12 protein-coding genes are annotated in these 13,025 nt (G+C 63.7%); 11 read left to right on the top strand and 1 reads right to left on the bottom strand.

The annotated features are described in order from the left end of the window. Positions 1–12 precede the first annotated feature (12 nt). Positions 13–804: a cyclase family protein gene (locus tag NKH43_RS08090; protein ID WP_352857381.1), complete on the bottom strand. Its 792-nt coding sequence runs from the start codon at positions 802–804 to the stop codon at positions 13–15. A 121-nt stretch (positions 805–925) separates the two neighbouring features. Between NKH43_RS08090 and NKH43_RS08085 the strand changes: the two genes are divergently transcribed. The 11 genes from NKH43_RS08085 (at position 926) to NKH43_RS08035 (ending at position 12,918) form a co-directional block, all read left to right on the top strand. Continuing rightward, entirely contained in the window at positions 926–2,500 is a 1,575-nt protein-coding gene (locus tag NKH43_RS08085) for a phytoene desaturase family protein (RefSeq protein ID WP_352857379.1), read from the top strand. A 108-nt stretch (positions 2,501–2,608) separates the two neighbouring features. Continuing rightward, on the top strand, positions 2,609–4,135 hold the full coding sequence (locus NKH43_RS08080) for an ABC transporter substrate-binding protein (protein ID WP_352857377.1): 1,527 nt from the start codon (positions 2,609–2,611) through the stop codon (positions 4,133–4,135). 64 nt (positions 4,136–4,199) lie between these two features. Continuing rightward, a complete protein-coding gene (locus NKH43_RS08075; protein WP_352857375.1) occupies positions 4,200–5,207 on the top strand; it encodes an ABC transporter permease in 1,008 nt (335 codons plus the stop codon). Next, a complete protein-coding gene (locus tag NKH43_RS08070; RefSeq protein WP_023717866.1) occupies positions 5,200–6,048 on the top strand; it encodes an ABC transporter permease in 849 nt (282 codons plus the stop codon). Before NKH43_RS08075 ends, NKH43_RS08070 begins: the two co-directional genes overlap by 8 nt. Continuing rightward, the gene (locus tag NKH43_RS08065) at positions 6,045–6,935 is read left to right on the top strand and encodes an ABC transporter ATP-binding protein (protein WP_352590791.1); all 891 of its coding nucleotides are present in this window, start codon (positions 6,045–6,047) and stop codon (positions 6,933–6,935) included. Before NKH43_RS08070 ends, NKH43_RS08065 begins: the two co-directional genes overlap by 4 nt. Then, on the top strand, positions 6,928–7,758 hold the full coding sequence (locus tag NKH43_RS08060) for an ATP-binding cassette domain-containing protein (protein ID WP_352847044.1): 831 nt from the start codon (positions 6,928–6,930) through the stop codon (positions 7,756–7,758). Before NKH43_RS08065 ends, NKH43_RS08060 begins: the two co-directional genes overlap by 8 nt. Before the next feature lie 80 nt (positions 7,759–7,838). Continuing rightward, complete coding sequence (locus tag NKH43_RS08055; protein WP_352483281.1) at positions 7,839–8,438, top strand: VOC family protein; 600 nt, start codon at positions 7,839–7,841, stop codon at positions 8,436–8,438. Positions 8,439–8,580: 142 nt separating this feature from the next. Further along, positions 8,581–10,875, top strand: coding sequence for a bifunctional salicylyl-CoA 5-hydroxylase/oxidoreductase (locus tag NKH43_RS08050; protein WP_352857373.1), 2,295 nt, complete (start codon positions 8,581–8,583; stop codon positions 10,873–10,875). After that, the gene (locus tag NKH43_RS08045) at positions 10,872–11,645 is read left to right on the top strand and encodes an SDR family NAD(P)-dependent oxidoreductase (protein WP_023717869.1); all 774 of its coding nucleotides are present in this window, start codon (positions 10,872–10,874) and stop codon (positions 11,643–11,645) included. The genes NKH43_RS08050 and NKH43_RS08045 overlap by 4 nt, the downstream gene beginning before the upstream one ends. After that, entirely contained in the window at positions 11,639–12,118 is a 480-nt protein-coding gene (locus NKH43_RS08040; protein ID WP_023717870.1) for a MarR family winged helix-turn-helix transcriptional regulator, read from the top strand. The genes NKH43_RS08045 and NKH43_RS08040 overlap by 7 nt, the downstream gene beginning before the upstream one ends. Next, a complete protein-coding gene (locus NKH43_RS08035; protein ID WP_352857371.1) occupies positions 12,106–12,918 on the top strand; it encodes an enoyl-CoA hydratase family protein in 813 nt (270 codons plus the stop codon). Before NKH43_RS08040 ends, NKH43_RS08035 begins: the two co-directional genes overlap by 13 nt. Positions 12,919–13,025: the final 107 nt, after the last annotated feature.

Here is a 13,025-nt window from a genome sequence, read left to right as displayed (position 1 = left end):
ACCGCAGCTACCCTATTGCCTTGGCACCAACGCCAACGCGCGGATCGGGCTGCCGGTACCGTGCTCGATTTTGAGTGGTGCGGCGATCAGGATCGCGCCTTTCGGCGGCAGCCGGTCGAGGTTGCACAGGCTGGCGAGGCCGTAGCGATTGGCCTTGTGCATCAGGCTGTGCGCCGGGAATGGCGGCTCCATGCCGCCGGCCTTGCCGGCATCGGTGCCGATCGTCTCGCTGCCCCAGCCCTTGATGTCCTTGCCGATCAGATACTGGATGGCTTCCGCGGTCGGGCCGGGCGTGTGAGGACCGGTCTCATTGGCGTTGAGGAACTCGGCTTCCGAGCCGTTGCGCTTATACCAGTCGGTGCGCATCACCACCCACTCGCCCGCGTTGATAACGCCATGTTCGGCTTCCCATGCCTTGATGTGATCGACGGTGAGCAGGAAATCGTGATCGGCGGCCGCTTCCTTCGAACAGTCGATGACATTGACGGGTCCGACAAAATTCTGCGCCGGAATGGTGTCGGTGGCGCCGTCCGGATAATCCTTACCGGTGATCCAGTGATTGGGCGCATCAAAATGCGTGCCTGAATGCTCGCCGAGTTTGAGCCAGTTCCACGCCCACCAAGGTCCGTTCTTGTCATAGGCGGAGATGGCGTGGATCTCGATCTTCGGCGTGTCGACCGCCAGTTCCGGCGGCAGCTTGATCAGCGGCGTGTTCGGCCCGAGCGGCGCCGTCAGGTCGACCACCTGGATGGCGCCTGAAAGAAGCTGGCCGGCGACTTCGCCGAGGAGTTGTTGCGTGTCCATGGTCTCTGTTCCCTCTTCTTGGATGGCTCTGAAGGCTCGTTGCGCCCTTAATATCCTACTAGACGAAAACATATGCATCTGCAATTATCTTTAAGCATAAAGGAAATGGGTTGGGTGGGATGTGAGCGAGTTCGACGCCATATTTGTCGGGGCAGGCCACAACAGTCTGGCATGCGCCGCGCATCTGGCGCTCAAAGGCTGGAAAACAGCGGTTTTCGAACGCAACGCAACGATCGGCGGCGCCGTCCAGACGCGCGAATTCACGCTGCCGGGCTTCCGGCACGATTTCGGCGCGATGAATCTGAGCCTTTTTGCCGGCTCCGCCTTTCACAAGAAATATGCAAATGAATTGAAAACCCACGGGCTGGAATTCGTGCCGGTGTCCGACTGTTTTGCCAGCGCCTTCCCGGATGGTCGTTGGTTCGGCATCAGCAGCGACCTGGAAGAAACCGCTGCACGGATGGCCGCCTTCTCGGCGACCGACGCTGCCACATGGCGCCGCTTGGTTGCGGCATTCCCGGCCGAGGCCGAGCATCTGTTCGGGCTGCTGGGCTCGCCGATGAACGGTCGAGCGCTCGCCGGCACCGCCTGGAACCTGTGGCGCAAAAAGGGTTTTGCCGGCGCGCTCGATACCAGCCGGTTGCTGCTTTCCTCACCCCGCGCGTGGCTCGAGGAGACTTTCCAGTCTCGGCATGTCAGGGCGACGCTCGCCACCTGGGGCATGCATCTCGATTTCGCCCCGGACATCGCCGGCGGCGCGGTGTTCCCTTACCTTGAATCCATGGCCAACCAGTGCTTCGGCATGGTGCTCGGCAAGGGCGGCGCCGACACCATCATCCACGCTTTGTCGGAGATGCTCACGGCTGCCGGCGGCAAGATCGTCACTGGCGCTGACGTCGCCGAAATCACGGTCTCCGCCCGCAAGGCGACCGGCGTGCGGCTCGCTTCCGGCGAGATCCACACCGCCACCAGGGCCGTCATCGCCAGTGTCGCGCCCAAGGCGCTGATCGGGAAGCTGTTGCCTGACGGTTCGCGCGACGCCGTTTTCGACACGGCCATGAAAAACTTTCGCCATGCGCCGGGGACGATGATGATCCATCTGGCGCTCGACGATCTGCCGGACTGGCGCGCCGGCGCCGAGCTTCGGCAGTTCGCCTATGTGCATCTGTCGCCGTCGCTTGATGCCATGTCGCGAACCTATCAGCAGGCGATGTCCGGCATGCTGCCGGATGAACCGGTGCTGGTCGTCGGTCAGCCGACCGCGGTCGATCCCTCGCGTGCGCCGGACGGCAAGCATGTGCTGTGGGTGCAGGTGCGCATGCTGCCGGCCGAGATTGTGAGCGATGCGGCGGGCACGATCGCGGCGGCTCACTGGGACGAGGCTAGGGAGCACTACGCCGAGCGCGTCCTCGACATTATCGAGCGCTATGCGCCCGGCCTTCGCCGGAAGATCCTCGGCCGCGCCGTGTTCTCGCCCATCGACCTCGAACGCGAGAACCCCAACCTTGTCGGCGGCGACCAGATCTGCGGCAGCCATCATCTGGCGCAGAATTTCCTGTTCCGGCCGGCGCGCGGCTACGCCGGCTGGAACACGCCGGTCGGCAATCTGCATCTGACCGGGGCAGCAACATGGCCGGGCGCCGGCACTGGTGCGGGCTCGGGCTTCATGCTCGCACAACAACTTGGCGGGAGGTAAAGCCGTAATTTTCAACTAGGGTGAAGGAGGACAAGGCGCGGTTGCCCAAGGAGCCTGAACCCACCGATTGACAACGACACCGCGCATAAAAGCAACAGGGGAACGACCATGACAATCAACAGACGAGAATTGCTCGGATATGGCGCGGCCGCGCTTGGCGCTACGGCGCTCGGCCTGCCGCAAATCGCCAAGGCTGCCGGCGAACTGACCATCGCCTACAATGTCAACCTGCCGTCCTGGGATCCGACCACTGGGCCTTCGGCGGTCAACCCGACCATCCAGGGCCTCTACCAGTCGGTGTTCGACCAGTTCATCCCGCAGAAACCGGATCTGTCCTTTGCGCCCGGCCTGCTCACCGAATGGGGCTGGAACGACGACCGCACCAAGATCATGATGACGGTGCGCGAAGGCGTCACCTGGCATGACGGCTCGCCCTTCACGGCCGAAGACGTGGTCTGGTCGCTGCAGCGGGCGGGCGACGAGAAGACCGGCAACCCGATCCAGTTCGTCTGGAAGAACGTCAACAACTTCAAGATCGACGGCAACAAGATCACCGGCGATGTCGTCCAATTCGACCCGGTGTATTTCAAATGGATGTCGTTCCTGACCGGCTATATCATGCCGAAGGCCTATTACGAGAAGGTCGGCGCCGAGGGTTTTGAGAAAGCTCCGATCGGCACCGGGCCCTATATGGTCGACAAATTCGAGCGCAACGCCTTCCTGCGGCTCAAGGCCAACCCGAACTACTGGGGCGGCAAGCCGGCCTTCGAAAACGTGACCATCAAGTTCGTCACCGATGCGGCGAGCCGCGTCGCCGAGATCGAGTCCGGTTCTTCGCAGGTGACGCTCGAAATCCCCTATGAGGAATATGACCGCCTGATAGCCAAGGACGGGCTTGCCGGCTCGTGCAAGAACGTTTCCGACATCGGCATGATCTTCTTCAACGATATCGACGTGATGCTGGACAAGAACATCCGCCAGGCGGCGGTGATGGCGGTCGACAAGAAGCTGCTGGTCGACCGGCTGCTGCGCGGCTACGGCCAGCCGATCGGTACGCTGGAGACGCCGGAATACGCCGCCTACGATGCGTCGATCAAGGTCGAGCACAATCCGGAAAAGGCCAAGGAATTGCTGGCCGCCTCCGGCTATTCGCCAGAAAAGCCGGTCAAATTCACGATACAGACGACCAAGGGCTTCAAGCCCAAGGACTACGAAATGATCCAGGCGATCGTCGGCATGTGGCGCAAGGTCGGCATCGAGGCGACGATCGAGGTCTACGAGATCGCCAAGCACTACGAGTTGCGCGCCGCCGACAAGCTGGCGCCGGCGGCCTTCTACAATTGGGGCAATGCCATCGGCGATCCCACCACCTCGACCGGCTTCGCCATGTATGGCCCGAGCCCGCATTCGGTGTGGGACAGCCAGGATCTGATCGACATGATCAACCCGCTATGGGGCGAGAAGGACGAGGCCAAGCGCATCGCCGGCTGGAAGGCCGTCGACAAATACATCGCCGAGCAGGCCTATGTGCTGCCGCTGATCCAGTATGCGCAACCGATCGTGCATGCCAAGGGCGTCAATGTCGTGCAGCATGTGTCGGGCGCACTTCTGCCGGCACTGATGAGCCCGGCCTGAGACAGTCTTCGGCTTGCCGCGCGCCGTCCGGAATGACGGCGCGCATTTTCCGCCACGGGCGACCATGCTGCTGCAAAGATTCCTGATCCGTCTTCTGACGATGGCGATCACGCTGTTCGGTGTGGCCGTCGTCGTCTTTATCGTCATCCGTGTCGCCCCCGGCGATCCGATCGCGATGATGCTGCCGCCCGGCGCCACCGATGCCGACATCGCCCGGCTGCGCGCGCTGTACGGGCTGGACAAGACGATCGTCCAGCAATTCTTCATCTGGCTGTCCGGCGTGGTCAGAGGCGATTTCGGCACGTCGATTTCGCTTCGGCAGGATGTGCTGGGGCTGGTGTTCAACCGGCTGCCGGCGACACTGGAACTCGCCGTCGTCTCGCTTGTGATGGCGCTGGCGATCGGCGGCACGATGGCGATCCTCGGCGCGCGCGAGCGCGGCACCGCGGTCGAGGCCGGCATCGACATTGCCAGTGGTGCGGCGCTCTCAATTCCCGATTTCCTGTGGGGTCTGGTGCTGATCTTGTTGTTCGGCGTGCTGGTGCCGGTGTTCGACATTTCCGGCCGGGTGTCGCCGCAACTCGACCTGCCCTTCGCCACGCAATTCTATCTGTTCGAAAGCATCGTGCGACTGCGCTTCGACCTGACCAGGGACCTGCTGGCACACATGCTGATGCCGGCGATCGCGCTGGCGCTGCCGCTGGCCGCGATCATCTCGCAGCTGCTGAAACAGTCGCTGAAGGAAGTGCTCGACCTCGACTATGTCGTGCTGGCGCGGGTAAAGGGCTTTTCGGAAACGCAGGTCATCCTGCGCGAGGCGTTGAAGAACGCGGCGCTGCCGACGCTCACTCTGGTCGGCGTGCAGTTTACCTTCCTGATCGGCGGCACGGTCATCGTCGAACGGCTGTTTTCCTATGAAGGTCTCGGCAATATGGCGATCGATGCCGTCATCAATCGCGACCTGCCGCTGATCCAGGGCATCGTGCTGGTCTTCGCGCTGTTGTTCGTGCTGATCAACCTTGCCGTCGACATGATGTACGCGTTGCTCAATCCGAGGCTGCGCCATGGATGAGGCCCGCATTTCAAGACATGGCTCGCGCGCCCGCCTGTGGCTGGCCGGCGGCTGGCTGCTGATTGCGCTGTTGGCCGCAATTTTTGCGCCGCTGGTCGCACCGCAGGACCCACTGGCGCAGGATTTGATGCTGGAGCGCCTGCCGCCGTTCTGGCTGGGCGGTGCCGAGCCCGGCTACTGGCTCGGCACCGACAGCCTCGGCCGCGATCTGTTGTCACGGCTGATCTTCGGTGCGCGCATCGCCTTCATCGTCGCCTTCGCGGCGGCCTTTGCCGCCTGCCTGGTCGGCTCGACGCTCGGCCTGATCGCCGGCTATTTCGGCGGCTGGGCCGACCGCATCATCTCGCGTATCGTCGATGTCTGGATGGCGTTTCCGCCGGTGCTGTTTGCCATCCTTCTGGTCGCCGTGCTCGGCACCGGCTTGAGCTCGGTCATCATCGCCATCGCCGTCATCGACTGGACGCGCTTCTGCCGGGTGATCCGCGCCGAGACCATGGGTCAGTCGCGCATGGACTATGTCGAGAACGCCCGCATCGCCGGCTATGGCCGCATCGGCATCATGCTGCGCGAGGTGCTGCCCAATGTGGTGCCGTCGATTGTGGCGCTGCTGTCGCTGGAGATGGGCATTGCCGTCATCGTCGAGGCGATCCTGTCCTTCGTCAATCTGTCGATCTCGACAGACGACCCGACCTGGGGCGGCATCATCGCCGAGGGCCGCCTGTCGATCCATCAGGCCTGGTGGGTGCTGGTGTTCCCGCTGGTCACGCTGATCCTGACGGTGCTGTCGTTCAGCCAGTTCGGCGAGGGCCTCAGGGCGCGTTTCGATCCGGTGCTGCGATGAACGCGCCTGCGAAACCCTGCCTGGACATACGCAACCTTAGCGCGGTGCTGCCTAATGGCTTGCGCGTGCTGCGCTCGGTGTCGCTCGCCGTCGAGCCCGGAGAAGTCCGCGCGCTGGTCGGCGAGAGCGGCGCCGGCAAGACAATGATCGGCAAGGCCGTGCTCGGCGTGCTGCCACCGAGCGTGCGCATCGTCGAAGGCGATATGCTGCTCGAAGGCGAGGATCTGGGCCGGCTGGCACCCAAGGCAAGGCGCACCCTGATCGGCGCGCGCACGGCGCTGATCCCGCAAGACCCGCTGACGGCGCTCAATCCGTCACGGCGCATCGGCCCGCAAATGACCGACCGGCTGGTGCGCATCCTCGGCTGGAGCGGTGAGAAGGCCGATGCACGCATCCGCCAATTGCTGGACGAGGTGCAGATCCGCGACCCCGAGCGCGTGCTCAAATGCTATCCGCACGAGCTGTCCGGCGGCATGCGGCAGCGCGTGCTGATCGCCGCGGCGTTTGCAGCCGAACCAAGGCTGATCGTCGCCGACGAGCCGACGACCGCGCTCGACGTGACCGTGCAGAAACAGATCTTGCGGCTGATCGCGCAATTGCAGCGCGAGCACGGCACGGCGATCCTGTTCGTTACTCACGATCTCGGTGTGGTTGCCAAGATCAGCCAGAAAGTTTCGGTGCTCTATGCTGGCAAGGTGGTGGAAGAGGCCGATACCGCAGCGCTGTTCGCCGCACCCCAGCACCCTTATACGCTGGCGCTGATGGCGGCGACGCCGCGCTACACCGATCCGTTCGCCTCGCTGAAGCCGGTCGACGACAAGGTACTGGCCGGGCTGGCCGCGGAGATCGCCGCCGCCGACCAGGCATGGAGGCGACCGCATGGTTGAGCCGCTGTTTTCCGTGCGCGGGTTGAAGGTTGCGTTGCCCGACATGACGCGCAAACCGCTGATCGGCCGGGCGCCGCTGGCCGAGATCCTGAAAGGCCTGGATTTCGACCTGCCAAGGGGATCGGTGACCGGCATCGTCGGCGAATCCGGCTCCGGCAAATCGACGCTCGGCCGCGCGCTGGTGCGCCTGCTGGAGCCCAGTGCCGGCAACGTCATGTTCGACGGCCGCGACATCACACATCTGCCTGAGGCCGAGCTCCGGCCGCTGCGCCGCAATCTGCAGATGATCTTCCAGGATCCGATGTCGTCGCTCAACCCGCGCCGCACCATCTTCAGCATCATTGCAGCACCCCTCAAACAGAACGGGCTTGGCGACAATCTCAAGGCACGCGTCGCGGAGGCGCTGCAGCGCGTCGGCCTGCCGCAGAGCTTTGCCGGCCGCTACCGTCACGAATTGTCGGGCGGCCAGCGCCAGCGCGTCGGCATTGCCCGCGCACTGGCGCTGTCGCCGAAATTCGTGCTGGCCGACGAAATCGTCTCCGGGCTCGACGTCTCGACCCAGGCGCAGATCCTGACGTTGCTGGAAAAACTCGCCGCCGAAATGGGCCTGACCGTTGCCTTTATCAGCCACGATCTGTCGGTGATCCGGAGGCTCTGCCGGCAAGTGATCGTCATGCGCGAAGGCGCGATCGTCGAAGCCAGCGCGACGGATACTTTGTTCGAGCACCCGCGGCAGGCCTACACGCGCGACCTCCTCGCCGCCATTCCGCTGCCCGAGATCGATGACGCCTGGCTGCTTCCCGCCCCAAAGGCGCCGGCATGAAGCACAATCCTATTCGCACGCCGAAGAGCGGGCCTCGGGCGTGCGCCCGGCAAAATGTCCCGCTATGGAGGATGACTGATATGAAGAATGCGATCCGATATGCGACGCTTGCAGCCACCGTGCTGGGAAGCATCGGCACCGCTTGCGCCAGTTCCATACCCGGCATGCGTGGCCACGACCACACCGGCGTCACCGTCCCCGACATGCAGCAGGCGGTCGATTTCTTCACCGAAGTGGTTGGCTGCAAGAAGGCGATGTCGTTCGGCCCGTTCGCCGACGACAAGGGCACATTCATGCAGGATCTGCTGGGCGTCGATCCCAAGGCGGTGATCGAGGAGATCACCCTGGTCCGCTGCGGACACGGGTCGAACATCGAGCTGTTCAAATACACCGCGCCGGACCAGAAGGACCTGACGCCTCGCAACAGCGACATAGGCGGCTTCCATATCGCCTTCTATGTCGACGACATCGCCGCCGCAAAAGCCTATCTTGACGGCAAGGGCGTCAAGACGCGAATGGGACCGCTGCCGGTTACCGAAGGCCCCGCCGCCGGCCAGGCCATCCTTTACTTCCAGGCCCCTTGGGGCTTGCAGTTGGAAGCGATCAGCTATCCCAATGGCATGGCCTATGAAAAGGATGCAGAAACGGTGCTGTGGAGCCCGAAGAACCCGGAAAAATAGCCCGGGAGTCCCTGGCCTGCCGAGCCGACTGCCGGCAAGGCGAGTTATCCGGGGCGGATTGTTTCAATCTTGAAACTTCAAGCTTGAATTAATTTTCCTCAGGCGTAAACTCGACAAACAGAAGCGAAGAGGAGATCGCACGATGAAAGTTGCGGTTCTCGGCGGCGGACCAGCCGGCCTCTACTTTGCCATCTCGATGAAGCTCCGGGATGCGGCGCATGAGGTGACGGTGTTCGAGCGCAACCGTGCCGACGATACGTTCGGCTGGGGCGTCGTGCTGTCGGCCGAAACGCTGGAGAACCTGACCAGGAACGACCCGGTCAGCGCCGTCTGGATCCGCAAGCATTTTGCCTATTGGGACGATATCGCCGTTATCCATGACGGCGTGCACACGGTCTCGACCGGTCACGGCTTTTGCGGCATCGGCCGCAAGCGGCTGCTCACGCTGCTACAGCGGCGGGCGCGCGAACTCGGCGTCAAGCTGGTCTTCGAGACCGACATCGCCGATCCCAAGCCATATATGGAGACGCACGATCTGGTCGTCGCCGCCGATGGGCTGAACTCGAAAGCGCGGGGCGCCTTCGTCGACGTGTTCAAGCCTGATATCGATGTCCGCAAATGCAAGTTCGTCTGGCTCGGCACCCGTCAGAAATTCGACGACGCCTTCACCTTCATCTTCGAGAAAACCGAACATGGCTGGGTCTGGGCGCATGCCTACCAGTTCGACAGCGATACCGCGACCTTCATCGTCGAATGCAGCGAGCAGACCTGGCAACGCTTCGGCTTCGGCGCGATGTCTCAGCAGGAATCGATTGCCGTCTGCGAGCGCATCTTTGCCCGCCATCTCGGCGGCCACGCGCTGATGACCAACGCCAATCATATCCGCGGCTCGGCCTGGATCAATTTCCCGCGCGTCTTGTGCGAACGCTGGTCCCACAAAAACCTGGCGCTGATGGGCGACGCGGCGGCGAGCGCGCATTTCTCGATCGGGTCCGGCACCAAGCTGGCGCTGGAAAGCGCGGTGGCGCTGGCCGACTATGTCGAGTCCGAGCCGGACCTCGAGGCAGCCTTCCGCAAATATGAGGACGCCCGTCGCACCGAAGTGCTGAAGCTGCAGTCGGCGGCACGCAATTCGCTCGAATGGTTCGAGGAGGTCGAGCGCTATCTCGGCCTCGATCCGGTGCAGTTCAATTATTCGCTGCTGACGCGTTCGCAGCGCATCAGTCACGAGAATTTGCGGCTGCGCGATGCCGAATGGCTGGCCGGCGCCGAGGAATGGTTCCAACGTCAGGCCGGTGCTGGCGGCAACAGTCTGCGTCGCGCGCCGATGTTTGCGCCGTTCCGGCTGCGCGACATGGCGCTGCAGAACCGTATCGTCGTCTCGCCGATGGCGCAGTACAAGGCGGTCGACGGCTGTCCGACCGACTGGCATTTCGCCCACTATGCCGAACGGGCCAAGGGCGGCGCCGCTCTCCTCTACATCGAGATGACCTGTGTCAGCCCGGAAGGCCGCATCACGCCAGGCTGCCCCGGTTTCTATGCGCCCGAGCATGAGGTCGCCTGGAAGCGGCTGGTCGAGTTCGTTCATGCCGAAACCGAAGCCAAAATCTGTGCGCAGATCGGCCATTCCGGCGCCAAGGGATCGACCCGGCTCGGCTGGCAGGGAACCGACGTGCCGCTGACCTCGGGCAATTGGCCCGTCATGGCGGCATCTTCCGTGCCGTGGTCGCCGCAGAACCAGGTGCCGAAGGCGATGGACCGCGCCGACATGGATACGGTGCGCGAGCAGTTCGTCGCTTCGGCCGAGATGGCGGCGCGCTGCGGCTTCGACATGCTCGAAATCCACGCCGCGCACGGTTATCTCCTGTCCTCCTTCATCACACCCTTGACCAACCGGCGCACCGACTCCTATGGCGGCTCGTTGGAAAACCGCATGCGCTATCCCTTGGAAATCTTTCATGCGGTGCGCGCCGTATGGCCGGCTGAAAAGCCGATCTCGATGCGCATCTCCGCCAATGACTGGCTCGGCATCGAGGGCGTGACGCCGGCCGATTCGGTCGAGATCGCGCGGCAGCTGCATGAAGCCGGAGTCGACATCTGCGACGTGTCGGCCGGCCAGACTTCGGCCGTGGCAAGACCGGTCTATGGCCGCATGTTCCAGACGCCATTTTCCGACCGCATCCGCAACGAAGTCGGCATGGCGACCATGGCGGTCGGCAATATCTACGAGCCGGACCATGTCAACTCGATCCTGATGGCCGGCCGCGCCGACCTCGTCGCACTGGCAAGGCCGCATCTTGCCGATCCCTATTGGACGCTGCATGCGGCGGTCACGCTTGGCGATCGCGGCGTCAAATGGCCGGATCCCTATCTGCCCGGCCGCGACCAACTCTACCGGCTGGCCGAGCGCGAAGCGGCGGCGGGGTTGAAAGTATGAGTTCCGCCGCAGCGATTTCAGGGCGACATGCGCTGGTCACCGGCGGCGGCTCCGGCGTCGGCCGGGCGATCGCGCTGGCGCTGGCCGGCGCAGGCATCGATGTGACCATCTGTGGCCGGCGCGTGGAGCCGCTTGCCGAGGTCGCCGCTCAGAACAAGCGCATCTTCGCCATTGCCGCCGACGTCACCGACGAGGCATCGATGGCGTCGCTCTACGAGGACGCGGAAGCGGCACGCGGACCGTTAGACGTCGTCGTTGCCAATGCCGGCATGTCCGGCAGCGCCTCGGCGCAGCGGACCTCGCTGGCAGACTGGCAGCGCACGCTCGACGTCAACTTGACCGGTGTGTTCCTGACGGTGAAGCCGGCGCTGGCCGGCATGGCCGCGCGCAAGACGGGCCGTATCATCTTCATCGCTTCCACCGCCGGACTGAAAGGCTATCCCTATGTTGCAGCTTATGTCGCAGCCAAGCATGGCGTCGTCGGTCTGATGCGGGCACTCGCCGTCGAGACCGCGAAATCCGGCGTGACCGTAAATGCGGTGTGCCCGGGTTTCGTCGAAACCGAAATGCTGGAAGGCGCCGTTCGGCGCATCGTCGAAACGACCGGCCGCTCGGCCGAGCAGGCGCGGACAAGCCTTGCCGAGACCAACCCGCAAGGCCGCTTCATCCAGCCAGAGGAAATTGCAGCCGCCGTGCTCTATCTGTGTAGCGACGCCGCCGGATCGATCACCGGACAAACGATTTCGATCTCCGGAGGTGAGACATGGTAGCCGGTCCCCTGCCCGCCCCGTCCGGACCCGGCAAGGACCGCCTGCGGCTGTGGATACGCTTGCTGCGCGCCTCGCGCACCATCGAGGCCGAGCTGCGCGAACGCTTGCGGCAAGAATTCAACACAACGCTGCCACGCTTCGACGTGATGGCCGCGCTCTACAGGGCGCCCGAGGGCATGCTGATGAGCGACCTGTCGCGCTTCCTGCTAGTGTCCAACGGCAATGTCACGGGCATCATCGACCGGCTGGTCTCGGAAGGGCTGGTGATGCGAGCCCGACGCAATGGCGACCGCCGCACCTCGATGGTACGGCTGACGGAAGAGGGATCGAAGACTTTCGGCGTGATCGCCGCCGCGCATGAAAAATGGGTCGGCGAATTGCTGGGCAATGTGAGCGAGGACGAGGCGCGCCGGCTGACCGGCATGCTGACCTCCTTCCGCAGCAATTGGGAGGGACGGGAATGGCAAAGATAGCCGGCCGCAAGCCGAAGCATTTCCTCTGGCAGGTCGAAGGCAAGATCGCAAAGATCCGGCTTGACCGGCCGGAGCGCAAGAACCCGCTGACCTTCGACAGCTATGTCGAACTGCGCGACACTTTTCGCGACCTTGTCTACGCCGACGACGTCGATGCGGTGGTGTTCCTTCCCAATGGCGGCAATTTCTGCTCGGGCGGCGATGTCCACGAAATCATCGGCCCACTGGTCAAGATGGACATGAAGGCGCTGCTCGCCTTCACTCGGATGACCGGCGATTTCGTCAAGGCGATGCTGAATTGCGGCAAGCCGATTATTGCGGCGGTCGACGGCGTGGCGGTCGGCGCCGGCGCGATTATCGCCATGGCCTCCGATATCCGCATCGCCACGCCACAGGCAAAAACGGCTTTCCTGTTCAGCCGCGTCGGCCTTGCCGGCTGCGACATGGGCGCCTGCGCGATCCTGCCGCGCATCATTGGCCAGGGTCGCGCCGCCGAACTGCTCTATACCGGCCGCACGATGAGCGCCGAGGAAGGCGAGCGCTGGGGCTTCTACAATCGGCTGGTCGATGCCGCAACGCTCGAGGCCGACGCGCTCGACATGGTCGCGCGCATCGTTTCCGGCCCAACCTTCGCCCATGGCATGACCAAGACGCAGCTGAACCAGGAGTGGTCGATGGGCCTCGACCAGGCTATCGAAGCGGAAGCGCAGGCGCAGGCGATCTGCATGCAGACCCGCGATTTCGAACGGGCCTACAAGGCTTTCGTCGCCAAGGAGAAGCCGGTGTTCGAGGGGGATTGAGGATGATCGCTTCCATGGGCACGCTGGCAAGACAGCACCCCCCTCTGGCCTGCCGGCCATCTCCCCCTCAAGGGGGGAGATTGGATATCAGGCCCGCTTTCGCCAAT

It is taken from the genome of Mesorhizobium sp. M1163 (assembly GCF_040318415.1).
Lineage (GTDB): Bacteria > Pseudomonadota > Alphaproteobacteria > Rhizobiales > Rhizobiaceae > Mesorhizobium.
The sequence above is the reverse complement of the archived record's forward strand: the minus strand, read 5'-3'. Positions and strand labels throughout refer to the sequence as shown.